Origin of the sequence: Sphingomonas zeicaulis (genome assembly GCF_050433225.1) — a bacterium.
Lineage (GTDB): Bacteria > Pseudomonadota > Alphaproteobacteria > Sphingomonadales > Sphingomonadaceae > Sphingomonas_D > Sphingomonas_D zeicaulis.
In genome coordinates this window covers 266,515-292,721 of sequence record NZ_JBNPXQ010000006.1, presented here as the reverse complement: position 1 = coordinate 292,721, position 26,207 = coordinate 266,515, and the positions used below count along the sequence as shown (strand labels likewise).

Sequence of the window (26,207 nt, the reverse complement as noted above, 5' to 3'; positions counted from 1 at the left end):
AGTCAAGCGGATGCGCGCTACAGCGCCGCTGCGAAGATTGCGCTCGCCCAATCGAGGAACACGCGCACTCGCGGCGAAAGATGGCGATTCTGGGCGTAAAGCGCCGACAAGGGCGTCGGCGTCGGCGGATGCGCCGGCAGTACTTCCACCAGCGCGCCTTCGGCGAGGTCGCGCGCGAAGCGATAGCGCGGCGCCTGGACGATGCCATGCCCCCGCCGCGCGAGATCAGCCATCGTATCCGAATTGTCGACGGTGATCCGGCAGCGGATACGCAGGTGCCGGACGGCGCCCGCCACCTGGAATTCGAGCGGGATGACTTCACCGGAGCGCGACGAAACGAAGCCGATCATCTCGTGCGCCGCCAGATCGTCGATCGAAGCGGGTATGCCGTAACGCTCGAGATAGGCCGGGCTCGCGACCGTCGCTTCCGCCATCATTCCCAGCCGCCGCAGGATAAGACCGCTATCGGCGGGCTCGCCCGCGCGGATCGCGATGTCGACACCCTCGCGCACCAGATCGACCAACCTGTCACTCTGGCCGAGGTGGAGATCGATCAGTGGGTAGCGATCGAGGAAATCGGCGATGTGGGGCAGCAGGAAGGTGCGGGTGATAAGGCCATGCGCGTCGACGCGCAGCAACCCGCGTGGGCGCGCATCCTTCAACGCGCCCTCCGCCTCATCGAGATCGGCCAGGATCGCGACGCAGCGGTGATAATAATCCTGGCCGTCATGCGTGGCCGCGACGTGCCGCGTCGTCCGGTCGAGCAGTCGAGCGCCGAGCGCAGCTTCTAGCCCGCGGATACCCTCGGTCGCGGTCGATCGCGGAATGCCGAGATCGGTCGCCGCCGCGGTGAAGCTGCCTCGCTCCACCACCCGCACGAACAGCCGCATCCGATCGAGACGATCCAACATCTGTTCGTCATAACCGAACAGTGATGCCAGGTCGCGCCTGATTATCCGGGCGGGCGGGTAGCCTATCTTCCGGTCATTGCAACGGGAGACTGATGATGACGAATTCCCAGGGTCGCAGTGCCATCGTTACGGGTGGCTCCAAGGGCATCGGCGCCGCGATCGCGCGTCGGTTGGCCCGTGATGGTTTCTCGGTCCTGGTCAATTACGGCCATGATCGTGACGCGGCGGACGAAATTGTCGCTGCGATCGTCGCGGAGGGCGGCCAGGCGGTGGCAGCGCCGGCCGACCTCACCGATCCGGCAAGTGCGACAGCCTTGTTCGATGCGGCCGAACAGGCGTTCGGCGGCGTCGATGTCCTCGTCAACAATGCCGGGATGATGGGTCTCGGCCCGATCGCCGAGATCGACGATGCCGCGTTTGAGCGGCAGGTGTCACTCAACCTCGGCGGCGTGTTCCGCGGCATGCGTGAGGCCGCGCGGCGCCTGCGCGACGGCGGCCGGATCATCAGCTTCTCGTCGAGCGTGGTTGGTCTCTACCAGCCGGGTTATGGCGTCTATGCTGCCACCAAGGCCGGCGTGGAGGCGATAACGCACGTGCTTGCCAAGGAACTGGGCAGCCGTGGCATCACGGTGAACGCGGTGGCCCCGGGTCCCGTCGCGACCGCGCTGTTCCTCGACGGCAAGACCGACGAGCAGGTCGCGGCCATCGCGCGGATGAACCCGTTCGGCCGCCTCGGCCAGCCCGATGACATCGCCGCGGCAGTTGCCTTCCTCGCCGGCCCGGATGGCGCCTGGATCAACGGACAGACAATCCGCGCCAACGGCGGCGCGATCTGAACCCATCAAGGAGAAGCAAGATGGCACTTATCGCTCTCGTCACCGGTGCATCGAGCGGCTTCGGCCAGATGATCGCCCGTGACCTCGCCGCCGCCGGCCACACCGCTTACGCCTCGATGCGCGACACCGCCGGCCGCAACGCCGCGCAGGTCGCCGACAATGCGGATCACGCCGCCCGGCAGGGCATCGACCTCGCCTCGATCGAACTCGACGTTCAGGATGAGGCGTCGATCCGCGCCGCAGTAAACACCATCATCGCCCGGCACGGCCGGATCGATCTGCTCGTTCAGAATGCCGGCCATATGGTTTACGGCCCGAGCGAGGCGTTCACGCCCGAGCAGCTTGCGGCGCTCTACGACGTCAATGTGCTCGGTGCGCAGCGGGTCGCGCGTGCGGTACTGCCGCACATGCGCGCCGCAGGCAGCGGCCTCCTCGTCTGGATTTCGAGCAGCAGCGTCGCCGGCGGCGTGCCGCCCTTGCTGGGACCCTATTTCGCGGCCAAGGCGGCGATGGATGCGCTGGCGGTAAGTTACGCCCGTGAACTGGCCCCGCTGGGCATCGAGACCGCGATCGTGGTTCCCGGCGCCTTCACCAGCGGCACCAACCATTTCGCCCACGCCGGCACGCCCGCCGACACCGCGGTCGCCGCCGCGTATGAGGCGGCCTATCCGCCGCGCTTCGCTGACGAACTGCTCGATGCGCTGGCGGCGACGGTACCCGCCGATGCGGACCCGGCGGCGGTCGGTCGCGCGGTGCAAGCCATCGTCGCCGCCCCCGCCGGCAAACGCCCGTTCCGCGTGGTGGTCGATCCGGCGAGCGATGGTGCCGAGGTAAGCTTCGCGGTGATCGACCGGGTGCGGAGCGAATTCCTCCACCGCATCGGCCATGCCGACCTACTCCATCCACCGTGCGCCGACTGACCCCCTGCCCCCGCCGGTTCAGGAAAAGCGGCTGGGCGGATACCCCCTTACGTGGTGTTCGTCCGGCCGCCGCTATCGTGCGTCCGCCACCGGCCCCGGCTGCTCATTGGCGTGGCGGGCGAGGAACCACCAGCGGCCCTCATCCCACAACCAGATATTGGTGAAGCGCCGCGCCACGGGCCGACCACCATCGTGCCGGCGCTGCCCCGCGATGCTGTCGGCCGATGGCGCCACCACCTCCCGCCCCTCGACGATGCCGACATCGCGGACCAGCGTGATACTTTCGGCGACGCGATCGAAACGGTCATGGCCGATGCCGCGGTTCCGCCACAGCGCCAGCACCTTTTCGCGCGGCCAGACTTCGCCTTCGGGCGAATTGACGGTGAAGGCCGGATGCATCATCGCGGCCAGCGCGTCGGCATTCCGCGTGCGTGCCGCGGCCGCCTGCGCGGCATCGGCGGCGCGCAAACCAGCCTCGTCGGGCCGCGACTGCGCCATGGCAACGCCGGGCAGTAACGCCGCAAGCGACAGGATAGCGCCCAGGCGACGCGTTGCGCCCCTTCCCGCATTCGTCGAACGATCAGTCATCGGAGCAGTTCGCTGGCGTCGCATATCGCCTCCTCGCCCATACCGGCATCGGCTTTTCGGAACCCGACCGATCATAGAGGCCCCCGCGATGCACCGGCAGCCGAACTCTTGCGGTGCGGGGTCGCAGAATTGCATAAGCTCAGCATGTTCGACTGGAACGACCTCAAGCATCTGTTGGCGGTCGGCAGGCACGGCAGCACCATCGCCGCGGGCAAGGCGCTCGGCGTCAGCCAATCGACGGTCCAGCGCCGATTGGTGGCACTCGAACGCACGCTTGGTCACGCGCTGGTCCGCCGCCAGGCCACGGGCTACGTGCTGACCCCGCTCGGCGAGGAATTGATGCCACTGGCCGAACAGGTGGCATCGGCGGTCGAGAGCTTCGAGCGCAAGGTGCGGCGGACCAGCGCCGACGGCCGTGAGATCATCCGGCTGACCTGCCCGGAGCCCGTCGTCGGCCGGCTGCGCCCCCTGATCGAACGGTTTCACGCGCTGCACCCGCCTTACCGCGTCGAGTTCGTCACCAGCGACCGCTATCTCGACCTGCTCAAGGGCGATGCCGATGTCGCCTTTCGTTCAGGCGATACCGAGGATGCGCTGGTCGGCCGGAAGGTGGCGGACTCGGTTTGGGGCCTCTATGCGAGCATGGATTATGTTGGCAGCCGCGGCGACCTGAGCGAGGTCGCCGAACTCACAAAACACCCGGTCGTCGCACTCGATGAGAGCATGGCGCAGCACCGGCTGATGATCTGGCTGCGACAGGTCGCGCCCGCCGCGGATGTGGTGAGCCGGAGCAGCAGCATCCTCGGGCTGGTGCAGGCCGCGAAGTCGGGCATCGGCGTCGCGCCGCTGCCGATGGCGATCGCCGAGGATGCCGGGCTGGCGAAGCTGCTCGGGCCCATCCCTGAACTCGCCCGAACATGGAAGCTCCTCACCCATCCCGCGCTGCGCGAAACGCCGCGCGTGGCGGCATTTTTCGACTTCATCGCGCAAGAGAGCGCGGCGGTGAAAACGATCTTCGGCTGAGGAGCCGGCGCCTCAACCGCATTTGCCGTGGCCGACCTCGCCGAAGCTCAGCGGCAGGCCCACATTCACTCTCGCCGTCGGCCGCAACACGCTCAACTTGGCCGGCCTTGCAACCGCCTTCACCGTCAATGGCGGCGTCGACAACGACGTCGTGACCGGCGGCAGCCTGTTCGGCGGCGCGGGCAATGATGTGCTCAACGGCGACGGTGGCAATGATCTGCTCGTCGGCGTCGTCGCGAACCTCGCCACAGGCGTCGGCACCGACACGCTTATCGGCATCGAGACTCTGATCGGATCCGTCTATGCCGATACGCTGACCGGCGACGGCGGCAACAATCTGATTGATGGCGGCGCGGGTACCGCGGCAGACACGCTCGCCGGCCGCGGCGGGATCGATACGCTGACCTACGCAAATGCCGCCGCCAAGGTGAGCGTTAACCTCTCGAACATCGCCGCGCAGGCGACCGGCGGCGCCGGCATCGTGATTGACGCTTCGCTGGCGGTGCCCGGGTCACCATTACCGCCTTCGTCCTCATCGCCACAACGCTCGTTCCCGCGACCGGTCTGTGGGCCGCGAGCCGCCCTTGCTCAGTCGTCGTCCTGCCACCTGCGCAGATCCGTCTGGTCACGATAGGCCATGCGATCCGGCGTGGTGATGAATTCCATCGTCGTTCCCCAGGGCATGCGGCAGTAGCAGACCCTGTTTCCAGGACCTTTCTCAGTCGCATAGGGTATGGCGCGCGGCGCGGTGAGAGGTGTGCCTCCTGCCTTCTCGAAGCGGTCGACCGATGCGTCGATGTCGTCCGTGTAAAGAGCGAAGTGCGTGATGCCGAAGTCGCTTGCCCGGATCGGCTGGGCTTGCTTCGGACCGTGCATTTCAAAGAGTTCGATATCGGGCCCCGTTCCGATCCTGACCATTGCCTGTGCGCGCACGACCGTTCCGGGAAAGGCGCCGACGGCCCGCTCGAATTCGGGTCCTTGCCGCGGCGGATCCTGCGGCCCGAAGGACTGGTAGATCAGTTGGCCGCCGAATGCGTCAGCCAAGAACGCTTTTGCGGCTTCGATGTCGGGCACCGTAATTCCGATATGGTTGACGCCGCGAATGACGGGTGCGGTCATGACAGTCTCCTTTGCTATTATCCGATTCATCGCGACCGCGGCGCGGTTCACCCGCGGTCTCGCATCCGCCCGGGCCGCGAAGGCCCGGCGCCCATTTTCAATTGGCGTCGAGGAAGCCGATCAGCGCGGCTGCGACTTCATCCGGCCGCTCATCCGCGACATAGTGGCCGCACCGTGCAAGCGAGCCGCCCGTGACATTGCCGGCGAATTCCTTGAGCATCGGCACCATCTGCGCGCCGAAGCGCTGATCTCCACCGAGACCTAGCACCGGTATCTCAAGCGGTTGCTTCTTGTATTCGAGGGCAGCCGCATGATCGGTGGTAAGGGTCCGATACCATTCCATGCCACCGCGAGTGCGGCCAGGAAGCGCCATCATCCTGGCATAGATTTCGATGTCCGCCGGATTGAAGGTGCCGTGATCGTAGAACCGCTCGGACATGAAGGCCGAGATATAGTCGTATTCACGGCCATGGATCAGGCGCTCGGGCAGGTCCCGGTTCATATGGAAGCCGAAGTGCCAGAGCCTTGCGGTCGTTGCCTCCCATCCGGTCCAGCCGGGAAGCGGAACGTCGAGGATAGCCAAGTGGGTAACAGCCTGCCGATAGGCGGCTGCCTGCGGCAAGGCGACCATTCCCCCGATGTCATGGCCGCACACGGCGTAGCGTTCATGCCCAAGGGCGACCATCACTTCGTGCGCGTCGCACGCCATCGTCGCCTTGTCATAGCCGCCCTGCGGGCAGTCGGAAAAGCCCGCGCCGCGAAGATCGATGGCCACCACGCTGAAGTTTTCCGCCAGCAACGGCATCACCTTATGCCATTCCCACCATGTTTCCGGCCACCCGTGAATCAGCAGGATCGGCGGGCCTGAGCCTCCGGTAACGGCGTTGATCTTGATGCCATTCACCGGCACCAATTGCTGGGTAAACCCTTCGACAGTTGCGGTCATCGTCGATTTTCCGTTGGATGTTGGCTTCAAACAGAATTGCCGGCGGCGCTCAGCTCTGGTCGAAATCGGTGGCGATCGTGATGTCACGCCAGGCGTCGATATCGTTGCGGAAGGCAGCGAGCTTCCGCTCGGCAATCGCGTGCGCATTCGGGCCGAGGGGCAGATGAAGCGGGGCGTCATCGGCATCGACCGCCTGCAGGATGACCGCGACCGCCTTGTCGGGATCACCCGCCTGATTGCCATTGTTGGCCTCGCGATAAGTCTTGCGCGAGCTCGCGGCGTATTCCGGCATTTCCCTGCCTGTCATTGCGATCGAACGGCCGAGGAAGTCGGTACGAAACGGCCCGGGTTCGACGATCAGCACGCGGATGCCAAACGACCCGAGCTCACCGGCAAGCGCTTCGGAAATCCCTTCCACGGCGAACTTGGCGGCGTGGTAGTAACCGCCGCCGCCGCGCCCCTCGATGCCCGCACCGGACGACATGTTGACGATCGTGCCGCCAGAACGCCGCAGAACCGGCAGCGCGGCCCTGGTGGTTTCGATCAGACCGAAGACGTTGACTTCGAACATCGCTCGATATTCCTCGGGCGTACCTTCCTCGATCGCGCCGAACAGGGCGTAGCCGGCATTATTCACGAGCACGTCGAACCCGCCGAATGTCTCCACCGCGGTTGCGACCGCTGCCCTGGCTGCCCCCGCATCGGTCACGTCGAGTGGCAAGGTGATCATGCGGTCGCCGAATGGCGCGGCCATGGTCTCGATCGTCCTGATATCGCGAGCCGTCGCGATGACCCGATCGCCGCGCTCGGCTGCAGCAAGCGCGAGCGTGCGACCGAAGCCGCTTGAACAGCCCGTTATGAGCCACGTCTTCACTACTTCTTCTCCAAACCGTTTCCAGAAGATGACAGAAATCTAGGTTCTCAGATTTGTTCTTGAACTAACATTACAGTATTCCCGGCGTTCAGATTTGTGCGGGTGATTCAGATGGAATGGAGTGACGTCAGGATCTTTCTCGCTGTCGCGCGCGCCGGCACGCTCGGCGGTGCCGCGCGCGCCCTTCAGACAAGCCATCCGACCGTCGGCAGGCGCCTTCGCGCGCTTGAGCAGGCGATCGGTCACACGCTCTTCCAGCGCACTGCGGACGGTCTCGTTCTGACCGACGAGGGCCACGGGATCATCGCGCTCGCCGAGCAGATGGAGGAAGGCGCCCTGGCCATGGAGCGCCGGCTCGCTGGGCAGGAGCAGGATCTCAAGGGCAGCCTCCGAATTTCGTCAGCGGACTGGTTCGGGGCCTATGTCCTTCCTCCCATCCTGGCGGAATTCGCAAAGACCTACCCTAACGTCGACGTAGAGATCCTGACGGGCACGAGACTGTTCAACCTTGCTCAACGCGAAGCCGACATCGCCTTTCGCATCGTTCCGTTCGACACTGCCGACGTCGTCCAGCGGCGACTCTTCAGGCTCGAATATGGCGTCTACATCGCCGAGGAGGCCGCCGATCCCCGATTGGGCGACGGCACCGGTCTTCGGCTGATCACCCATGACACATCCACCGGCCAATTCCCTGACATCGCGTGGCTCACCGAGAACTTCCCCAACGCAAGGCCGGTCCTGCAATCGAACAACCGCAACGTCCAGGGCCACATGTGCCGGCAAGGTGTCGGCCTCGCCGTCCTGCCCCGCGTGGTCGGCAATCAGATCCCGGGCATCCGCCGACTGGAACTGCCGCTGCAGCCTCCAGCGCGAGACGTCTGGATGGGATATCACCGGGATCTGCGGCGACTCCGGCGACTTCGCGCGTTCATCTCAATGGTATCGAACCATCTCGTAAACGCGACCGCATGATGTGCGGGCTTCTGCGCCGGAGAGGCCGGGATGTGCGTCAGGCCGCAACCGCCTTTGAGCGCCGGCGCGTAGCGCTGATGGTCAGCGATACCGCGGAGATGAGGAAGTAGAAGGCGCCGAAGGCGGCGTAGGGGGCAATGTCGGCGATGCTAACGGGCGCTGTGCCAGCGGCCTTGCTCAGCATGTGCGCCCCAGCAAGCCCCGACTGGGCGCCGCTCAGGATCATTGCCCATTGCGCACCATAGAACTTCCAGCGCCGTACCCCGGTGAGGAGCTGGAACAGGCCGGAAAGAACCGCCCACACGCCGAAGATCTGGAGGACCGCGTGCATCCCCTGCGGCAGGGTCGAGGCGACGGCGACGGTGGCCACAACGCTGATGACGAAGTTGAGCATCTGGCTCTTGTTCCTGATCAGGCCGCCGCTCCGGCGGGCGTCAAGATAGTTCGCCAGCGCGTCCCAGGCCGGATAGGCGACGAGCATCGCCGCAGCCACGGGCGGCATGGCCTTCGCAACCGTGAAAGCGAGCGCGACCCAGACCGCGGAGATCGCGAAGCGAAGATAATAGTAGGTCTTGAGCCAGTCCCGGTTCGGAGACTTCGCGTCGGTGGTGGTCGTCATGGCATGGTTCCTTTCAGTGAAGCAGGCGCACGTTTCCCGTTCCGGGAAATCCGGATGGGTCGGCGATGGCCGGGTCAGGCGGTGCGCGGCGCGTGATTTGCCGCGTCGGATCTGGTTAGAGACAGAAGCGTCTCGGCAGGCGCCATCGTGCTGCAGTCGCCACGGCGGCGCACCCCACGGAGTACCAGACGACCACGTAAAGCGGGTCGTTGAAGGGACAGCAAAAGGCGAAGAAAAACGCTCCGCAGGCACCGGCGGCGATGCCGGAGGCAAGCGCGCTCAGCCTCGGCTGGGTCGGTGCGGCCCTCCGCATCACGACGCCGAGCAGCGCCAAAATCGGCAGAGAGAGCACGATTATCGACGCGGCGCAAAGCACGCCGCTGGCTGGATTGATGCGATCGAGCAGTTCGCGCTCACTCACACCGTTGGGCGTGACGAATGCGCCAACGGCGATGGCTGCGACCGCAAGAGCGCAGGCGAGCGCCAGCCCCCGGCGCGGCTGTGCCGTCGGCGAGAAGGACCGGATCGCCAGCACGCACGAAATCACAGCGAGCAGGCCAAGGCTTCCCAAGCGCCACAGCAGATACGGCGAGCCGGCCATATGGCTGATGTCCGGCCGCATGACGCCCAAGCTCAGGAAGAGCGCGAGCTCGGCTGCGCCGATCGCGAGGACGAGCCCCCCTTCGCGCAACATGCTGCGGCGCTGCACGGGCGCGAGATCCGATGACAGGTGGACGATCAGGGATTCATTCGACATCGGGGGTCTTCTCAATGATTGCCGTCAGGCGTGCGAGCCCACGGTGAATGTTCATCTTCACGGCGGAGGGGGAGAGGCCGGTCTGACCCGATGCTTCCTCCACGCTGTAGCCGTGCACTTTGACCAGCAGGATCGCCTGGGCCTGCGCAGGGCGGAGCTCGCCGAGCAGGCTGGCCAAAACCGAGCTGCTGACCACCGAAGCCTCGTGATCGCCCACGGCCATCTCCTCCGGCAACTCGTCCATGGGTCGGCGCGCCAGGCTGCGCAGTTGGTCGACCCACTTGTTCTTGGCAATGGCGGCGAGCCACGGCCCCAGTGGATAGCGCGGATCATAAGTGTGGCGCCGCCGATGGATCGCGAGCAGCGTCTCCTGGACGGCGTCGTCCACGTCGCCCGGCGGCAAGCGGCGCTGGAAATAGCGCGTGAGCCACTCGGAAACCTCGCCGAGCAGTCGCCGATAGGCGCCGCCGTGCCCGTCCTGCGCCGCCGCCATCAGGCTGCCCCAGCCGTCGGGCGCCGGCATAGCCGGCCGCTCATGGCTGACCCGTGTCGCGCCCTGAGCGGGCTTTGAGATCAATCTCGAGAAGAAGTCCGAGCGCATGACCTTTATTCGCGCGGTACCCGATCCTGGTCACTCGATCTCGAATTTTTCTGCATGTGGGTTTCGGTGGTGTCTCGATAGGCGACGTTCACATTATGAGGCTGATCGTCCATTTCAGCATCCTCCGCTTGGCTGTCGGGGGGAACGGCCCGGCCTCAGGCGGCAAAGCCGCCATCGATCGTGTGCATGGCGCCTGTAATCCCGCGTGCCTGCGTTCCGGCCAGATAAAGAGTGAGGCTCGCGACTTCGTCGGCGGTGCCGTAGCGCTTGATCGCCATCGGCTCGAGCATGCCAGCCGCGCGCGGACCGTCGGCCGGGTTCATGTCGGTATCGGTCGGACCAGGCTGGATCACGTTGACCGTGATGTCGCGCGGACCCAGGTCACGTGCCAGACCGCGCGCCATGCCCTGCACCGCCGCCTTGGTCAGCACATATGCGGCAAGTCCCGGGAACGGCATGCTGTCAGCGGTGTCGGAACCGATGACGAGGATGCGGCCACCTTCGGGCATCAGGCGCGCCGCCTCTACGCTGCCGAAATAGGCGCCCCGCACATTGACGTCGATCATACGGTCGACCTCGTCGGCATCGAGCGTAAATGGATCGCCGAACACCAACAGACCGGCATTATAGACGAAGATGTCGATTGGCCCGGCGTTACCGACCGCGCCGATCAACTCGTCGCGCGAGCCTGCATCCGCCTGGAGCGCCCGCGCGCCGGTCTCGATGGCGAGTTGGTCCGCCGCGTCAGCGGAGGCGGCGTAGGTAAACACCACGGTCGCACCGGCAGCGGCGAACCGCCGCACGATCGCGGCACCGATGCCGCGGCTCCCGCCGACGACGAACACCTTGCGATCAGAGAATTCCATCATGCTTGTCCTGCGGTTGAAGAAAAGAAGTCGATCGCCGGGCACCGCTTGCGCTCGGCTTGATCTGACATGGCGCTCCGCACGATCAAAGCGGCGTGCCGAGGGTTCGAAACACCGTCGCATCCGTGAAGCGCGGAACGTCGGCCATCACAGCCTCCGTCGCGGCCGATGCGAGCGCGGCATGAAGCGCGTCCTTGTCGCGGAACCGGTAGATGCCCACGGCAACATCAGCGCCGGCGGCACGGGGGAAAAAGGCGGAGGCGCTTTCCAGCCCATGCTGCTGCCAGCAGGCGAGCGCCAACGGCAGGTGGACGTCGACGTAGTGATCGCGATCGAAGTAGGTGCCGCCGCTGCACGTGACGATCAGTGTTGCATGTGCCATCGGCAAGCATCTGAACCGATCGATAATGATCGTAAACTTACAGCATTGAACGCTCTCTGTTCAAAACTGCGAGAGCTTCACCGGCTGTTGTCGGGCTTTCACCCCCGTCGCGGCTGGGCAAAACCTTGATGTTCAGCGGAAAAATGAGCCGTCCTACATGGCGACAGCGCGACGACGCGCCTGTTCGGCCTCCTCGGTCAGAGCCTCGACAACCCAGCCCTGCTCGCAATATGTGAAACGCTCATGGCTGCCGCGGCGGAAGCCGCTGCCGTCCCAGGCGATGACCTGCACCTCCACCTCGTCGTTGCGATGGGCGTGAATCCAATTGAAGCTCTGCAACTCGCTGTTGCGCAGCCGCGTGGAGGTCGCCGTGCCGGCCTGCACGACGAGCGCGGAGCCGGCATTCTCCACCATCCTGCGCGCCGACTCTGCGTAAGTGCGGTGGAAATGCCCCGCTAGGGCAAGGTGCACGCCCGCTTCGCAGACTGCCTTGATCGCGTCCCGGTGACGGCCGACAGCCTCGGTCAGTTCGCCGCCCTCACCGATCGGCAGAGCGTAAAGGGGGTGATGGGTGACCAGGATCCGCGTCTTCGACGAAGCGACCGCGCGAAAGCGCTGGTGGATCATCGCGATCTGTTCATGATTGATCCGTCCGTCCTTGATCGTCAGCGAGCGCGCAGTGTTGATCCCGAGCACCGCAACCTCGTCATTCTCGAACCAGGGCGCGAGATCATTGTCGATGAAGCGCTCATAGCGGTCCAGCGGCGCTCCGAAACGGCGGAACACGTCGTAGAGCGGTACGTCGTGATTTCCAGGCACGACCAATGTGCGGAAGCCTGCCGCGCGCAGGCGATTGAGATAGGCCGACGCCTCGCGGAACTGATCGACCCGCGCGCGCTGGGTGAAGTCGCCGCTGACGATCACCAGGTCGGGCCGACGCTCCTGCAGCCAGGCTTCGGTTGCTGCGACAATCTTGGGATCATGGGCACCGAAGTGCAGGTCGGAGAGGTGCGCGATACGGGCCATAGTTGCTGAACGATGAAGTCGGGAACTGGTTCATCGGTGCCGGGCGGCGAGCAACAGCGTCGACCGACGACGACGCGACCGCCGGCTGTCGCGGCCTGCAGGTGACGTTCATGCACCAGTGCGGGCGATGGCTGTGATAAGCCGCCGAATCTGCAGCACCACCCACCTTCTCCAGGAACCGTTAGATGGCTGTCTTCGACAAGGACGAGGAGCCGCTCAAATAGTTCACCGTCTACTGGCCACCTGCCGAGGCGCAGGGGACCAACCCCGAGGCTAAGGAAGATGTGGAGGCCGAAGAGGACTGATGCGATGACGCGCCCGGCCTGGCATGGATGAGGCGGAATGGCTGGCGCGGGCCGCAACGGTGGCCCGTGCTTTCGGCGCAACCACGCAGGGGATGCCGCGCGCTAGCCATAGCGTTTATGTCGTGCTGCTTAGTCGCGCAGCGCATCCCGAGCCGTTGGGCCTGTATGTCGGCCAGACCGCGCGCGATCCCGATTGGCGCTTCGACCAGCACAAAACCGGCTACAAGGCGAGCCGCGCCGTGCGTCGTTACGGCGTGCGCCTTCTTCCGGAACTCGTCGCCCACCTGAACCCGATGCATGGTTGGGAAGCCATCGAACTCGAGGCGGCCCTCGCCGAAGCGTTTCGCCATGCCGGGATCGGCTGGGTCGAAGGCGGCCATTGATCCGACCGCATCTTCTACGCCGCTCCCCACCCTATAGCGGACGGGGCCGCCTTCTGCGCTTCTCGAGCTTCGAAGCGCGCTGCAACATCGTCCTGTGCCGACAGCCATCCGTGCTCCCGGGCCATCAGAGCCGCCTGTGTTCTGTTTTTGACGCGCAGCTTGCGACAGAGCGCCTGGGTGACGGGCTTCACCCGCGTTTCGGTGATACCGGTCGACGTCGCGATGTCTTTCGTCGGCAGACCATATCCCATGCCGGAAAGGACTTGGCGCTCATGTTCGGTGAGCGCCGAAACAAGACCATTTTCCGTGTCAATCGAGCGAGTTGCGGCAAGCGCGCCGATCAACTCGGCGGGGAAAACCTTGTCTCCCAAGGCCACCAGCTCGATCTGGGCCCGCAGCGAAGAAAAGGGCGTTTTACTGCTGATATATCCCCAAGCGCCTGCATTCACGACATTGGCGAGATGCTGAAGATCGGTAAAACGGTGCCCGTTAAGGACGACCTTGGCGCGCGCGGATTATGAACACGCACGTCCGACAACACTGAGCAATCTTCGTCAGCAACATATATTATGCTCAGCAGGATGATGTCAGAAGCGCGATCCCCGGCGTCGAGCAGATAGAGCAGCGAACTTTTCGATATCACCGTCCAGGCGTTGTCCATGAGGCGATGGAGGCCCTCGCGCACAAGATGATTTCGTATCACCAAAGCTACGGACATCCGACGTCGCATGATCACTTCTTCAAAGTCGAGATCGTCCCGGGCTCAGAGGTAAGCTTCCCCACTCAGCTCAGTCTCCGGTTACGCGCCGATCGACCAATCAATCACTTAGGGCAATTCCGCCACGCCTTGATAAAAGTAAAAAGTGCATTTGCGCTTCGTCGGGGCCGACCTCGCAGGACTGCCGGCGGCTCTCGCATTCGGAGATGACTGTCCTTGGCGTGCTGTGGTAGGTTCCGAAAGATGATGCGGGGTGAGAGCCACAGCGGTGGTCGACATATGCTGACACGCGCCGCGCTGGTTTTGCTGCTGATTGCCTTTGCGCTGGCTGCGTTCTGCGTCTTTGGGTTGTTCACCGCCACTGGAGCGCGAGCGTTCGATGAGATGGACGGTTTGATCCCGTTCTTTGCCGGGTGCCTCAGCGCCGTAATGACCGCAGCAGCAATCATCTTGTGGAGCCTGAGCCTGCGGCGCAGGCGTTGACGAGTCTGACGGGAGTCACCGCGCCTGCGTCAGGCGCCCGCCATAGCAACCTTCGGCCAGGCTGGCTTGGGTAGCTCACCATGAGGTTTGGCAGCCAGCCGCTCCTGGCGCTGGTTGATCCGCCGGCTGGCCGACGCCAGCTAGCAGCGGCCCCGATGGCGGTCTGTCGGCTGGCGCACGGGCCGCGTCCTGCTCTTCCCCCATCAGCATATCTTCCGCGGCGCCGTGCGATGTCCGCCACGCGCTGCCGGATCAGTCGCGGAGACTCTCCGGAACGATGCCGCCATTGTCTGCAAGCTTGCGCATCACCGCCTTGTGAAGCGCGATATTCTGCTCGGCAGAACCGTGATCGCCGGCATGGACGCCCAATTCGTCGGCCAGCTCGCGTCGCGCAGCAAGACTGGTTTCAAGGTCGAGCAAGCGCAGCAGATCGACGATCGAGGTGCGCCAATTGCCGCCACCGCCGTCCTTCATCTTCGCCATTTCGTTCAACACGGCCTCGACATCAACGGCGCTCACTGCGACCGGCGCGGGCGCGGCGGCGGGCGGGGGAGGTGCCGCCGGCACAGGCGCTTGCGGCACCGGCGCGGCCGTCGGCGGCGCCTGGGCGGGGCGCGGAGCAGCAGGCGCGGCCTTCTTCGAATGGAAGATCTTGTCGACTATGCTGCCGAAGATGCTCATGTTCGTCCTTCCGATGACAGAGAGCCTCCTCGCAGGGCGGCCCGGGTTCGTCCGAAAGAACGTTGGACGGCGACGAAAGCTCCTGCCGCCGGTTGAGGTGGGGAACGACCGTCACCAGCGGCACGTTACCTTGCGCAGCCAGGGCTGTCGCAAAGGAGAGTGACGATGATGAGGACCACGATGGCGGTTTCGGCCATGATGCTCGTGCTGGGGGGATGCGGCTCCAAGACCGAGAATGCACAGGCACCGGCGATTGAAGCCCCCGACAATGTCGCTGCACCCGTGGAGGCGGCGCCGCAAGCGGCCATCGCCCCGGGCCAGGCCTTCGCCAGCACGGTTGCCTCCAGCGATGCCTATGAGATCGCCGCCGCCAATCTGGCGCTGGAAAAGGGCAGTGCGAACGCGATCAAGACATTCGCCCGATCGATGATCAAAGCCCATGGTGAATCCACCGCCAAGCTCCAGGCGGCGGCTGCGACGGCTTCGCCGGCGATCACTCCCGATCCCACGCTGACGCCGGAGCAACAGCAAAAGCTCGATGCGCTTCGCGCCAAAACGGGCGCGGCGTTCGATCAGGCCTATGCCGCCGACCAGGTTGCGGCGCACCAGGTTACGCTCGACGGCCTTCGCACCTATGCAGCGAAGCCCGACAGCGCTCCGCTTGGCGAATTCGCCAAGGCGATGACCCCAATCGTCACCGCGCACCTGAACATGGCGAAGACGCTGAAGCCATAACCCTCGTCCCGGACCGGCGGCGCGCCGGCATTTACACCGCCAGGCCGGGCGGCCGCCGGGCCTGACGATCTGCAGGCTGGGCGAATATCAAAAAATCACGGTCGTGGAAGTACGATTTGGTAGCGATCGCTAGCACCTGGAAGATCAAGAGGCTCGATCAGCCAAGGTCAACGCGCGTTTCAGCCTTGCCGCAACGAGAACATGATCGGCGATATTGTGCCGGATATGGCCACCTATACAAGCTCCACACCATCCAACGATGCGCCAGCCAGCACTGCCAATGACGCATTGCTTCCCCTCACCAATATCGTGCATCGGCGCAGCGCTGGACGATGTCCGCTCACTCGACCCGATATATTGGCAATGACATCGGAAACCAGGAGTTCCACGGCTTAACATCAAGCATGTAATTCGTCCGGTTCCGTCGATCTCAGCCAGTCGGACTCATGCAACGTTACGCCCCACGATCATGCTCGTGATCGAGCGCGGCGCTTCCTGGAGCATGCGATCGCGGCCGCGATCGCGCCTTCAAGTTCAGCCGACGTCCCGAACGCCATGCGCCATTGGCGGGCGATTGTTGGGAAGCGGGTGAACGCTTGACGATCCGTGTCGTTTGGCAATCATGCCCGCGTTTCACTGGCCCCCCGATCCCTACATTCTCGTGCTGACGGGCGTCGGCGTCCTGGTCGCGCTGGTTGCGTGGTTGCCGCTGGCGTTAAGACGCTTGCCGCTGTCATTGCCGATCGTCTGCGTCACACTCGGTGCCGCCATCTTCGCCCTCCCGCAGGTCGGTATGCGGCCGCTGCCCCAACTTTATCCTGTCCTTACGGAGCGGTTCTCCGAGTTCGTCGTCATCATCGCGCTGATGGGGGCCGGACTGAAGCTCGACAGGGTGTTCAGCATCCGCCGCTGGGCGGTAGCGTGGCGGTTGCTCGCGGTCACCATGCCGCTCAGCATCGCCGCGATCACTGCGATCGGCATATGGCTGCTCGGCCTACCTCTGCCCGCGGCGCTGCTGCTGGGAGCCGCGCTCGCGCCGACCGATCCGGTGCTGGCGGCCGATGTCCAGGTGGGGCCGCCGCGCAGCGGCGAGGAAGACGAGGTTCGCTTCGGCCTGACTGCCGAGGCCGGGCTCAATGACGGGTTCGCCTTTCCTTTCGTAAACCTGGCGCTGGTATTGGGTGTGTCCGCGGCAAGCGGTTCGCCGTGGGTGGAGCAGTGGTTCATGCACGCCGTCGTCTGGGAAGTTGGGGCCGGTGTCGCGGGCGGCTGGCTGGTCGGACGGGTCTTCGGCTGGCTTACCTTTCATATTCCGGCCGAATCAAAGCTGGCCCAGACAGGTGACGGATTGATCGCGATCGCGGCAACGCTCGTGTCTTATGGCCTCACCGAAATCATCCAGTGCTACGGCTTTCTCGCGGTGTTCGTCACCGCGCTGACATTGCGTGCCTCGCACCGCGCCCATGATTTCCATCACGACATGCACGCGATCACCGAGCAGGTCGAACGTATCACGATGATGATCTTGCTGCTGCTCCTCGGCGGTGCGGTTGTCGCGGGACTGACGCAACCGATCGGTTGGGCCGAATTTGCGGCGGCGCTGGCGATCCTGCTGCTCGTCCGCCCATTATGCGGACTGCTGGGGCTGGCTGGCTTTCCTGCCGACAAGCGCGAGAAGATGATGATCGCTTTCTTTGGCATCCGCGGCGTTGGATCGGTCTATTATCTCGCCTACGGTCTCAATCATTTCCCCTTTGCGAACGGCAACCGGTTGTGGGCGATCGTCGGATTGGTGGTGCTGCTTTCGATCCTGCTCCACGGACTGACGGTGACACCGATGATGCGCATGCTGGACCAGACTCACGGCCGCGATCCTGACGCACCGATTCCACCACCCGGGCTGCAAGGGCCCGCGGCCGAAAACGAGGGAGAGCCGCGTCAGCAAGCGGATGTTCCAGTCGGCCGCAACAAGGCGTGAAATCCTCATCAGCGATCGACGGGCCGCTGCCGCGGCGCCGCTCGCCCCGAGACCGACGGTAAGAGTGGACGCCATGAGCGACGAATCGACGTATTGGACTGATCTAAGTGAGAACCGGGAACCCGGCGGCGGGCCGCGCGATAGACATGCTCAGCGATCAGGAGACAGAGTATGAGCGAGGACCACGCTGCGCAGCACGTTCGCCCGCCATTGCCAAGGCAGCAGCAGCCCGTGCCCGGGGAGACCGGACGAATGAACCCGCTCCCCGACCATGGCGAAGACAGCTATCGTGGCTCCGGCAGGCTGACCGGCAAGAAGGCGATCATAACGGGTGGTGACAGCGGCATCGGCCGTGCAGTCGCTATCGCTTTCGCGCGGGAAGGCGCAGACGTTCTGATCTCCTATCTGAACGAAGAGGCCGATGCCGAGGATACGGCTCGGCTGGTCCGCGCGGCTGGGCGCGAGGCCGTCCTCGTGGCCGGCGATATCGCCGATGCGGACCATTGCCGAACGATCATCTCCCGCGCGGTGGAGGCGTTCGGACGCATCGACGTGCTGGTCAACAACGCGGCGCATCAGATGACCTATACCGAGCTTACAGACATATCTGATGCGGAATGGGAAAGGACCTTTGCGGTCAACATCCATGCGATGTTCTATCTCGCCAAGGCAGCGCTCCCGCACATGGCCAAAGGAGCGTCAATCATAAACACGACCTCGATCAATGCCGACAAGCCGCGACCGACTTTGCTGCCCTACGCCACCACCAAGGGCGCGATCCACAACTTCACCGGTGGTCTGGCTCAACTGCTCGGCGAGAAAGGCGTCCGGGTGAATTGCGTGGCGCCGGGGCCTGTTTGGACCCCACTGATCCCTTCGACCATGCCGGAGGACCAGGTCGAGAGTTTCGGCAAGGACGTACCCCTGGGTCGCCCGGCGCAACCCAGCGAACTCGCATCCGCCTATGTCATGCTCGCCTCCGATGAATCGAGCTACACCTCGGGCGCGACGATCGCAGTGACCGGCGGCAATCCCTTCCTCTGACGTCGGCACGACCGACCGAAACAAAGCGTCCGGCCGCGAACAACTGAGCCTTGCCAGGAGCGTTGGCGGCCCATGGCAGTTACCCCGCATATCGTTCCGGAATCCATTCCCGCTACAAGCCTTGTCTTCGGGTTCGGGTCGATGGTGCCGCTCGCGGTCGCAGCGGTGGGCGCCTGGACGATGCCACCGCCCTGGCCGCTGATCGCCGTCGAACTCGGGATCCTGTGCGCGGCGATCATCCTCATATTCGTTGGCGGCGTTCGACGCGGCTTCGGCTTTGGCAACCCGGCCTCGTCCACCCGGAGTCAGATTCGTGCAGTGATCGTCTATGTGGGTTTGGGCGGTCTGGCACTCCTGGCCGCGCGGGTCGACGAGACGGTGATCGCGCTGTGCCTTGTTGCTGACCGGTTTTGCGCTCGTCCTCATGCTGGATCATCGTGCCGCCTTTGAAGGCAACGTCCCCTCGCATTTTGCACGGCTTCGCCCGCCGCAAATGATCATCGCCCTGGCGTCGCTCCTTGCGCTGCTGGCCCGCATTCCTTCTGGAGAGCTCGGCTAGACAGAGCATGTGAGGCAAACGGCGCGGCGGGCGGCTGACCATATCGGCATGCAGGCTGAAAGCCGCGCGCCGACCGCTGCCCACGGATCGCCCGCGCTTGCCTTGCGTTTGTAAGACTACACGATGTTCCATCACAAGCAGGAGAGAAACAATGGACAACCCGACGACGGACGAGGCGGGCGCAAAGAGTCAGGACGCCGCAAGCGAGGCCGAAAAGACCAAGGCTGCCGCGGAACGCGCTGGCGGGGGCTCGAACAAGGGCCGCGGCGGCAGCAATGAGGATATCGACCAGGCCAAGCGCTGATCGCGGTTGATGATGACCCGGATTGCCGGCGCGACGCCGGTACCGGGCATGATCGGCGGATATCTCGCGCCTGGCATCAAGCCGCCCCACCCTGACCGATGACGGACCGCGCAGCGGCATCGGCATCAGGAGGTCATCCGTTTCCTGAACGCAGTGGAGGCCGAAAGGCCGTCCATGTCATCCTCAACACTTACGCCGCCCACAGACGACCGAAGGTTCGCGCCTGGCTCGCCCGACATCTGCGCTGGACCGTCCACTTCGTGCCTACGACGTGTTCCCGGTTAATGCCGTCGAGCGCTTCTTAGCCAAGCTGACCCGCCGGCGCCTTGAGAGCGGAGCCTTCTGCTCCGTCGTCGATCTCAAGGCCGCCAATAACCGTGTCATCAATGAGCATAATCACGAACGGAAACCGTTGATATGGAACGCCGATCCTGATCAGATTGTCGCAGCCCTCCGGCGCGGGCACCAAACGTTGAAATCGATCCACCAGCATACAACGCGATTCATCTTCACGGTGATGCCTTCTGCCCGACCGATGTCATTTCCTTCAGCAGCCGCATACCAGTGAAATTTCAGCGGCCAACACTCGGGGCATTACGGCAGGAGCAGTGCGGCGCCCTGCCGATTACCGATGCGTCAGAACGGTGAGCTCGCGGCTGCAGCCGCGGAACGGCTCCATGGTCTCGTCGTGCGGAGCCTGTGCTGTTGCTCAAACTTGGCATGAAGCCCTCGGAGGATAGGCAAGCGGCAAGCGTTATTCCCGTGGCGGCCGACGAGTTGTACTAGCACTGCTTTAGCAGAAGTGTGGGGATGATCGCTGATAAGACTTCCCCGCAGTGAGGACATCGGGATGGTGGAGGTCGCATCAGGCGGTCAATTATGGCCTGCCGAATTGCCGGCAGGCTCGGTTGAGGCGGCGGGCCGGAGGCTCTTTTTTCCGCGTCGTCTGAGCGAGTCTTCGAGTTTGCAGGAAAGCGTAGGCAATCATTGTCAAGAGCGCATGTCGATGCAGCCCCGTCCAGGAGCGGCCCTCGAAATGGTCGAGCCCGAGTTCCTCCTTGAGTTGCTGGTGCGCCTGCTCGCAAATCCAGCGCGCTTTGATGGCGCCGGCGACGTCCTTGATCGCGGTGTCGGCGGGAAGGTTAGAGAGATAGTATTTCCGCTCGCCATTTGAGCGATACTCCCCCACCAGCCAGGCTTCTTCGCCAGGCATATGTTGTGCACCAGCAGTTCCGATCCGCTGCGGGGCGCCATCGGCGATACGCACGCGCAGGACGGCAAAGCGAGCCTTCAGCCGGCCCTTGGTGCCACGGCACCAACTGATCTGCCGCCACTTCTCATCTTCGAGCATGGCATGGGCTGCTCGGGATTTGACGTCGGGCACATGCCGAACCCGCGGTCTTCCACGTCCCGCCACCGGAAAGATCAACTGCACGTCGGCTGGAAAGACCTACTGGTGCCGGGGAATGCCGACGGCCCAGTACAAGCCTCGTGCGCTGAGAGCCTGCCGGAACGGCGCTGACAGGCCATAGCCGGCATCGGCCAGGACACAGCCAAAGCGGACGCCGGCAGCAATGACGCGGTCGATCTCCTCGATGGCGATATCGGGCTTCGTGCGGTAGGCTCTGAAATCCTCGGGCACGCCGGCCCTGTCCATCCGCGCTGTATCGCTGGTCCAGCTCTCTGGCAGGTATAGCCGCAAGCCCAGCATGACCGGCACTTCGCCCGAAGCCAGCGTCACCGACACCAGCGTCTGGCAATTCGCGTTCTTGCCCAGCACCGTAGCGTATTGCGGTGCGACGCCGACCGAGGCCTTGCCCTTCTTGGGAAGCGCCGTGTCGTCAACGATCAGCCAGGTCTTGTCACCACCGACCAACTCATCCGCTTGCCGCCACAAGGTCGCTTCCAGCGGCGCGCTGTCCCAGATCCCGGCACCGATGAAATGATGCGGCCGGTCATAGCTGACCGCATCCGCACGCGCTGCCATCGGCTGGATGCTCTTGCGATCGCCGGGGCCAATCAAACCAGCGATATAGGCCGGGCACATCCGACGCCGGTTCGGAACAGCGCAATCTTACCACGCTCAACAGTCAAGAGTCGTCTCGCGCTCCCAGCTCGTAAGATGGCGGACATAGTCGTTCCACTCGCCGAACTTGAGCTTGAGGTAGCTCGGCACGAGCGGCCCCAGCGCGTTCTTCAGGTCCGAGGCCTCCAGCGCGCGCAAGGCATCGAGGAGGTTGAGCGGCAAGGTCTTGACGCCGGTGACGGTATGACCCTCCGTATACATGTTGATGTCAAGCCTAGGGCCGGGATCGCGCTGCTGCTCGATGCCGTCGAGACCGGCGGCGAGGACGGTGGCGCCCATCAGATATGGGTTGGCGGCACCATCGGCGAGGCGGAGTTCAAAGCGGTCGCCCTCGGGCACGCGCACCATGTGGGTGCGGTTGTTGCCCGTCCACGTCACCGATTGCGGCGCCCAGGTCGCGCCGGAGGTGGTGCGCGGCGCGTTGATCCGCTTGTAGCTGTTGACGGTGGGATTGAGGAACGCCGCCAGCGCATCCGCCGCGTGGATCACGCCGCCGATGAAGTTGAGGCCCAGCGGCGACAGCCCGGTCTCGTCGGCCGGATCGACGAAGGCGTTCTCGCCGTCGCGCCACATCGAGACGTGCATGTGGCAGCCATTGCCCGTCAGGTTGGTGAACGGCTTGGGCATGAAGGTGGCGCGTAGGCCATGCTTTTCTGCGATCGCCTTGACCATATATTTGAAGAAGGCCTGGCGATCGGCGGTGACGAGAACATCGTCATAATGCCAGTTCATCTCGAACTGGCCGTTCGCATCCTCATGGTCGTTCTGATAGGGCTGCCAGCCCAGGGTGATCATCGCGTCGCAGATCTCGGTGATCACATCGTAGCGGCGCATCAGCGCCTGCTGGTCGTAGCACGGCTTGGACTGACCATCGGCGTCATCGGCAATCGCGCTGCCATCCGGCGTGACGAGGAAGAATTCGCATTCCACGCCGGTCTTCATCTGCAGGCCCATTTCCGCCGCGCGGGCGACCTGTGCCTTCAACACGTTGCGTGGCCCCTGCTCCACCGGCTTGCCGTCCATCCACAGGTCGGCGGCAAGCCAGCCCACTTCGGGCTTCCAGGGGAGCTGGATCAGCGAGTCCGGATCGGGCTTCGCGAACAGGTCCGGATCGGCCGGGGTCATGTCCAGCCAGGTCGCGAAGCCGGCGAACCCCGCCCCGGCCTTCTGCATGCCGCCGATCGCCTGTGCGGGCACCAGCTTCGCGCGCTGGTTGCCGAACAGATCGGTGAACGAAATCAGGAAATATTTGATCCCCAGCTTACGCGCTGCCGCTTCAAGGTCCTGCGCCATCGAATGTCCTCCCGATCAGCGCGCCGACCCGCGGCGCGCTCCCCCAAAAAAGCCGGCCGCTTCAGAATTGACGCTGGCCGGGTATCCAGTCCGTTCCCGCCAGCGGCACCCGTGCCATCGCCGCGGCCTCGATCGTCAGCGCGACGAGATCCTCCGGTTCCAGGTTGTGCAGATGGCTCTTGCCGCAGGCGCGCGCGATGGTTTGCGCCTCGAGCGTGAGGACCGATAGATAGTTCGCCAACCGGCGCCCCGCCGCCACCGGATCGAGCCGCGCGGCCAGTTCCGGATCCTGCGTGGTGATGCCCGCGGGATCGCGGCCATCCTGCCAGTCGTCATAGGCGCCGGCGGTGGTGCCGAGCGCGCGATATTCGTCCTCCAGCGCCGGATCATTATCCCCCAGCGCGACGAGCGCGGCGGTGCCGACCGCAACCGCGTCCGCTCCCAGCGCCAGCGCCTTGGCGACATCGGCGCCGTTGCGGATGCCGCCCGAGACGATGAGCTGGACCTTGCGGTGCATGCCCAGATCCTGCAGCGCCTGCACCGCCGGGCGGATCGCCGCCAAGGTCGGGATGCCGACATGTTCGATGAACACGTCCTGCGTCGCCGCGGTGCCGCCCTGCATGCCATCGAGCACGATCACGTCCGCGCCGGATTTCACCGCCAGCGCGATGTCATAATAGGGCCGCGTCGCGCCGACCTTCACATAGATCGGCTTCTCATGGTTGGTGATCTCGCGCAGTTCCTCGATCTTGATCTCGAGGTCGTCCGGCCCGGTCCAATCCGGATGGCGGCAGGCGGAGCGCTGGTCGATGCCCTTGGGCAGGCTGCGCATCTGCGCGACGCGATCGGAGATCTTCTGGCCGAGCAGCATGCCGCCGCCGCCGGGCTTGGCGCCCTGCCCGATCACTACCTCGATCGCATCCGCCTTGCGGAGATCATCGGGGTTCATGCCGTAACGCGAGGGCAGATATTGATAGACGAGCGTCTGCGACTGGCCGCGTTCCTCCGGCGTCATGCCGCCATCGCCCGTGGTGGTCGAGGTGCCCGCCGCCGACGCGCCGCGGCCGAGCGCTTCCTTGGCCTGCGCGGAAAGCGAGCCGAAGCTCATTCCGGCGATCGTGATCGGGATCTTGAGGTGGATCGGCTTCTTTGCGAAGCGCGTCCCCAGCCACACGTCGGTTGCGCATTTTTCGCGATAGCCCTCAAGCGGATAGCGGGAGATCGAGGCGCCGAGAAACAGCAGATCGTCGAAATGCGGCAGGCTGCGCTTCGCGCCGGCGCCGCGGATATCATAGATGCCCGTCGCCGCCGCGCGGCGAATTTCGGACAATGTGTGCGGATCGAAGGTCGCCGACTGGCGCGGCAGCGTCCGCGGGATGTTGGTCAGATCCATGAAAGGCGATCCTCAGTAAACGGACGCGTTGTCGACGTGGAAATTATAGAGTTGGCGACCCGAGCCGTAGCGGCGGAACTCGTCGACATGGACCTCGCCATCGATGCCGGCGGCGTCGAGCAGCCCGCGCAATTCGGTGCGATGCTCGTCCCGCATCTCTTTTTCTATGCAGTCGGCGCCCAAGCTCTTGACCGACCCGCGCACATAGAGCCGCGCCTCGTAGATCGAATCCCCCAGCGCATCGCCGGCATCGCCCAGCACGACCAAGGCGCCAGACTGCGCCATGAAGGCACTCATCGGCCCGATCGAGCCTTTCACGACGATCGACACGCCCTTCATCGAGATGCCGCAGCGTGCCGACGCATTGCCGTCGATCACCAGCAGCCCGCCATGTGCGGTGGCGCCGGCCGCCTGACTGGCATCACCGCGGACATGGACCTTGCCGGACATCATGTTTTCGCCGACGCCGACGCCGGCATTGCCACAGACGAGCACCGTCGCCTGCTTGTTCATGCCCGCGCAGTAATAGCCGGCATGGCCGTCGATCTCGACGGTGATCGGCGCGTCCAATCCCACCGCCAGCGCGTGCTGACCGTTGGGGTTCAGCACATGCCAATAGGTCTCGTTGGTGTTCGCGGCGAGCGCGTGGAGACGCTCATTGAGTTCGGTGCGGCTGGTCTGTGCAAGGTCGACCGTCTGCATCAGTTGCGCTCCCAGGCATAGACGCGGGCCGGTTCGGGCTCGAACACCTTGGCATTCTCGATGCCGGGCAGTCCGGCCAGCGCACGATATTCGGAGGCGAAGGCGACATAGGAGTCTGTCTCGGCCATCACCGCCGGCTTGCACGAGATCGGATCGCGCATCACCGCGAAGCCGTTGCTGGTGCCGACGACGAAGGTGAAGAAGCCGTCAAGATCCTCGAGCCCGGCTTCGAGCGCCTCGGCGAGCGACGCGCCCTCGCGCATCTTCCAGGTCAGGTAGCCGGCGGCCACCTCGCTGTCATTCTCGGTCTCGAAGCTGATCCCCTCGCGGATCAGGGTGCGGCGCAGGCTGGCATGGTTGGAAAGCGAGCCATTATGCACCAGGCACTGGTCGGACCCCGTCGAGAAGGGGTGCGCACCCGCGGTGGTCACCGCCGATTCCGTCGCCATGCGGGTGTGGCCGATGCCATGGCTGCCATGCATCCCGGCCAGGCCGAAGCGGCTGGCGACCTGCGCCGGCAGGCCAACTTCCTTGTAGAGTTCGATGCGGCGGCCGGCGCCGGTTACCGCGATCTCCTCATGCCCGGCCTGCAGCCAGGCGCGGGCCTCCGCCTCATGCTCAGCCGGCAAGGTCAGCACGCTGTGCGTGTCGTGGCAGCTGACCGACACCGCGACGCCGAGCGCATCGCCCAGGCCCTTAGCGATCGCCTCACCATTGCCACCGCGCAGCGTGAGCTTCGCCTGCCCCTCGGGCGCGTCGCGATAAATGGCGAAGCCGGCGCTGTCCGGACCGCGGTCCGTCATCACATCCAGCATGCCGGCAAGAAGCCTGCCTAGCTGCGGCTCCATCGCCTTGTCCTTCAAGAAAAGCCCAACAATGCCGCACATCGGCCCGGTTACCTCCCGTTCGTCCTGCTGCCGAAATAAGCGCAAGGTCGGCTGGCTGTCAATCAAGAGGAATTTTATTTTCTTATGAGGAAATTTACTCGACCCGGTTCCGATAACGCGTTATTTTCCTGTCAGTCACATCCGTTTCCTGTAGGAATAAGCGCGCCGGTGCGCATGGCAAGCGAAACCGGCCAGTCGGATGGCGAAGAAGACCGG

Annotated in this window: 29 protein-coding genes and 2 pseudogenes; 13 read left to right on the top strand and 18 right to left on the bottom strand. The window is 64.5% G+C overall.

Annotated features, from left to right (window positions below; translation table 11 throughout):
* Positions 1 to 17 precede the first annotated feature (17 nt).
* On the bottom strand, positions 18 to 908 hold the full coding sequence (locus FHS96_RS19940; protein ID WP_429595746.1) for a LysR family transcriptional regulator: 891 nt from the start codon (positions 906 to 908) through the stop codon (positions 18 to 20).
* A 98-nt stretch (positions 909 to 1,006) separates the two neighbouring features.
* On the opposite strand from FHS96_RS19940, the gene FHS96_RS19935 reads away from it, so the two are divergent.
* Both FHS96_RS19935 and FHS96_RS19930 read left to right on the top strand, forming a co-directional pair.
* Positions 1,007 to 1,747 (top strand): SDR family oxidoreductase, encoded by a 741-nt coding sequence (locus FHS96_RS19935; protein WP_429595743.1) that lies wholly within the window; start codon positions 1,007 to 1,009, stop codon positions 1,745 to 1,747.
* Positions 1,748 to 1,767: 20 nt separating this feature from the next.
* Positions 1,768 to 2,667 (top strand): SDR family NAD(P)-dependent oxidoreductase, encoded by a 900-nt coding sequence (locus FHS96_RS19930; protein ID WP_429595740.1) that lies wholly within the window; start codon positions 1,768 to 1,770, stop codon positions 2,665 to 2,667.
* Between the two features lie 72 nt (positions 2,668 to 2,739).
* On the opposite strand, the gene FHS96_RS19925 is transcribed toward FHS96_RS19930, so the two are convergent.
* Positions 2,740 to 3,165, bottom strand: a complete 426-nt coding sequence (locus tag FHS96_RS19925; protein WP_429595737.1) for a nuclear transport factor 2 family protein — start codon at positions 3,163 to 3,165, stop codon at positions 2,740 to 2,742.
* Between the two features lie 219 nt (positions 3,166 to 3,384).
* On the opposite strand from FHS96_RS19925, the gene FHS96_RS19920 reads away from it, so the two are divergent.
* Complete coding sequence (locus FHS96_RS19920) at positions 3,385 to 4,278, top strand: LysR family transcriptional regulator (RefSeq protein ID WP_429595734.1); 894 nt, start codon at positions 3,385 to 3,387, stop codon at positions 4,276 to 4,278.
* Between the two features lie 97 nt (positions 4,279 to 4,375).
* A complete protein-coding gene (locus FHS96_RS19915) occupies positions 4,376 to 4,912 on the top strand; it encodes a calcium-binding protein (protein WP_429595731.1) in 537 nt (178 codons plus the stop codon).
* Here FHS96_RS19915 and FHS96_RS19910 read toward each other — a convergent pair.
* The 3 genes from FHS96_RS19910 to FHS96_RS19900 all read right to left on the bottom strand — a co-directional run bounded on the left by FHS96_RS19910 (position 4,867) and on the right by FHS96_RS19900 (position 7,217).
* Positions 4,867 to 5,397 (bottom strand): VOC family protein, encoded by a 531-nt coding sequence (locus FHS96_RS19910; RefSeq protein ID WP_429595729.1) that lies wholly within the window; start codon positions 5,395 to 5,397, stop codon positions 4,867 to 4,869. The genes FHS96_RS19915 and FHS96_RS19910 overlap by 46 nt on opposite strands.
* A gap of 97 nt (positions 5,398 to 5,494) precedes the next feature.
* Entirely contained in the window at positions 5,495 to 6,343 is an 849-nt protein-coding gene (locus FHS96_RS19905) for an alpha/beta fold hydrolase (protein ID WP_429595726.1), read from the bottom strand.
* 49 nt (positions 6,344 to 6,392) lie between these two features.
* A complete protein-coding gene (locus tag FHS96_RS19900; RefSeq protein ID WP_429595723.1) occupies positions 6,393 to 7,217 on the bottom strand; it encodes an oxidoreductase in 825 nt (274 codons plus the stop codon).
* A gap of 111 nt (positions 7,218 to 7,328) precedes the next feature.
* On the opposite strand from FHS96_RS19900, the gene FHS96_RS19895 reads away from it, so the two are divergent.
* A complete protein-coding gene (locus FHS96_RS19895; RefSeq protein ID WP_429595720.1) occupies positions 7,329 to 8,189 on the top strand; it encodes a LysR family transcriptional regulator in 861 nt (286 codons plus the stop codon).
* Positions 8,190 to 8,226: 37 nt separating this feature from the next.
* Here FHS96_RS19895 and FHS96_RS19890 read toward each other — a convergent pair whose 3' ends face one another.
* From FHS96_RS19890 to FHS96_RS19865, 6 genes are all read right to left on the bottom strand, one after another.
* On the bottom strand, positions 8,227 to 8,808 hold the full coding sequence (locus FHS96_RS19890) for a DUF308 domain-containing protein (protein ID WP_429595717.1): 582 nt from the start codon (positions 8,806 to 8,808) through the stop codon (positions 8,227 to 8,229).
* 115 nt (positions 8,809 to 8,923) lie between these two features.
* Positions 8,924 to 9,565 carry an NrsF family protein gene (locus FHS96_RS19885; protein WP_429595714.1) on the bottom strand — a complete coding sequence of 214 codons (642 nt, stop codon included), beginning with the start codon at positions 9,563 to 9,565 and terminating at the stop codon, positions 8,924 to 8,926.
* Positions 9,555 to 10,058, bottom strand: coding sequence for a sigma-70 family RNA polymerase sigma factor (locus tag FHS96_RS19880; protein WP_429595961.1), 504 nt, complete (start codon positions 10,056 to 10,058; stop codon positions 9,555 to 9,557). Before FHS96_RS19880 ends, FHS96_RS19885 begins: the two co-directional genes overlap by 11 nt.
* Positions 10,059 to 10,321: 263 nt before the next feature.
* Positions 10,322 to 11,035 carry an SDR family oxidoreductase gene (gene bdcA / locus FHS96_RS19875; RefSeq protein WP_429595711.1) on the bottom strand — a complete coding sequence of 238 codons (714 nt, stop codon included), beginning with the start codon at positions 11,033 to 11,035 and terminating at the stop codon, positions 10,322 to 10,324.
* Positions 11,036 to 11,117: 82 nt separating this feature from the next.
* Positions 11,118 to 11,414 (bottom strand): EthD family reductase, encoded by a 297-nt coding sequence (locus tag FHS96_RS19870; protein WP_429595708.1) that lies wholly within the window; start codon positions 11,412 to 11,414, stop codon positions 11,118 to 11,120.
* Positions 11,415 to 11,567: 153 nt separating this feature from the next.
* Positions 11,568 to 12,440, bottom strand: a complete 873-nt coding sequence (locus tag FHS96_RS19865) for a metallophosphoesterase family protein (RefSeq protein ID WP_429595705.1) — start codon at positions 12,438 to 12,440, stop codon at positions 11,568 to 11,570.
* A 328-nt stretch (positions 12,441 to 12,768) separates the two neighbouring features.
* On the opposite strand from FHS96_RS19865, the gene FHS96_RS19860 reads away from it, so the two are divergent.
* Entirely contained in the window at positions 12,769 to 13,128 is a 360-nt protein-coding gene (locus FHS96_RS19860; protein ID WP_429595702.1) for a GIY-YIG nuclease family protein, read from the top strand.
* A gap of 14 nt (positions 13,129 to 13,142) precedes the next feature.
* Here FHS96_RS19860 and FHS96_RS19855 read toward each other — a convergent pair whose 3' ends face one another.
* Positions 13,143 to 13,577 carry a response regulator transcription factor gene (locus FHS96_RS19855; protein ID WP_429595700.1) on the bottom strand — a complete coding sequence of 145 codons (435 nt, stop codon included), beginning with the start codon at positions 13,575 to 13,577 and terminating at the stop codon, positions 13,143 to 13,145.
* A 548-nt stretch (positions 13,578 to 14,125) separates the two neighbouring features.
* Here FHS96_RS19855 and FHS96_RS19850 point away from each other — a divergent pair.
* Entirely contained in the window at positions 14,126 to 14,329 is a 204-nt protein-coding gene (locus tag FHS96_RS19850) for a hypothetical protein (protein WP_429595697.1), read from the top strand.
* 252 nt (positions 14,330 to 14,581) lie between these two features.
* On the opposite strand, the gene FHS96_RS19845 is transcribed toward FHS96_RS19850, so the two are convergent.
* Positions 14,582 to 15,010: a DUF3597 domain-containing protein gene (locus tag FHS96_RS19845; RefSeq protein WP_429595694.1), complete on the bottom strand. Its 429-nt coding sequence runs from the start codon at positions 15,008 to 15,010 to the stop codon at positions 14,582 to 14,584.
* A 165-nt stretch (positions 15,011 to 15,175) separates the two neighbouring features.
* On the opposite strand from FHS96_RS19845, the gene FHS96_RS19840 reads away from it, so the two are divergent.
* The 6 genes and pseudogenes from FHS96_RS19840 to FHS96_RS19815 all read left to right on the top strand — a co-directional run.
* Entirely contained in the window at positions 15,176 to 15,745 is a 570-nt protein-coding gene (locus FHS96_RS19840; protein ID WP_429595691.1) for a DUF4142 domain-containing protein, read from the top strand.
* Positions 15,746 to 16,367: 622 nt separating this feature from the next.
* Positions 16,368 to 17,723, top strand: a complete 1,356-nt coding sequence (locus FHS96_RS19835; RefSeq protein ID WP_429595958.1) for a cation:proton antiporter — start codon at positions 16,368 to 16,370, stop codon at positions 17,721 to 17,723.
* Between the two features lie 252 nt (positions 17,724 to 17,975).
* The gene (locus tag FHS96_RS19830; protein WP_429595689.1) at positions 17,976 to 18,767 is read left to right on the top strand and encodes a glucose 1-dehydrogenase; all 792 of its coding nucleotides are present in this window, start codon (positions 17,976 to 17,978) and stop codon (positions 18,765 to 18,767) included.
* 72 nt (positions 18,768 to 18,839) lie between these two features.
* Positions 18,840 to 19,217 carry a hypothetical protein gene (locus tag FHS96_RS19825; protein ID WP_429595686.1) on the top strand — a complete coding sequence of 126 codons (378 nt, stop codon included), beginning with the start codon at positions 18,840 to 18,842 and terminating at the stop codon, positions 19,215 to 19,217.
* Positions 19,218 to 19,477: 260 nt separating this feature from the next.
* Positions 19,478 to 19,630: a hypothetical protein gene (locus FHS96_RS19820; protein ID WP_429595683.1), complete on the top strand. Its 153-nt coding sequence runs from the start codon at positions 19,478 to 19,480 to the stop codon at positions 19,628 to 19,630.
* Between the two features lie 102 nt (positions 19,631 to 19,732).
* Positions 19,733 to 20,114 (top strand): annotated as a pseudogene (locus FHS96_RS19815) (transposase); the annotation flags it as partial.
* Positions 20,115 to 20,503: 389 nt separating this feature from the next.
* Here the strand turns inward: FHS96_RS19815 and FHS96_RS19810 are convergent.
* The 5 genes and pseudogenes from FHS96_RS19810 to FHS96_RS19790 form a co-directional block, all read right to left on the bottom strand.
* Positions 20,504 to 21,686 (bottom strand): annotated as a pseudogene (locus tag FHS96_RS19810) (IS701 family transposase); the annotation flags it as partial.
* Positions 21,687 to 21,713: 27 nt separating this feature from the next.
* Entirely contained in the window at positions 21,714 to 23,009 is a 1,296-nt protein-coding gene (gene glnT / locus FHS96_RS19805; RefSeq protein ID WP_429595680.1) for a type III glutamate--ammonia ligase, read from the bottom strand.
* Between the two features lie 61 nt (positions 23,010 to 23,070).
* A complete protein-coding gene (locus FHS96_RS19800; protein WP_429595677.1) occupies positions 23,071 to 24,402 on the bottom strand; it encodes an FMN-binding glutamate synthase family protein in 1,332 nt (443 codons plus the stop codon).
* Between the two features lie 12 nt (positions 24,403 to 24,414).
* Complete coding sequence (locus tag FHS96_RS19795; protein ID WP_429595674.1) at positions 24,415 to 25,104, bottom strand: GltB/FmdC/FwdC-like GXGXG domain-containing protein; 690 nt, start codon at positions 25,102 to 25,104, stop codon at positions 24,415 to 24,417.
* Positions 25,104 to 25,952, bottom strand: a complete 849-nt coding sequence (locus FHS96_RS19790) for a class II glutamine amidotransferase (RefSeq protein WP_429595671.1) — start codon at positions 25,950 to 25,952, stop codon at positions 25,104 to 25,106. The genes FHS96_RS19795 and FHS96_RS19790 overlap by 1 nt, the downstream gene beginning before the upstream one ends.
* Between the last annotated feature and the right edge of the window lie 255 nt (positions 25,953 to 26,207).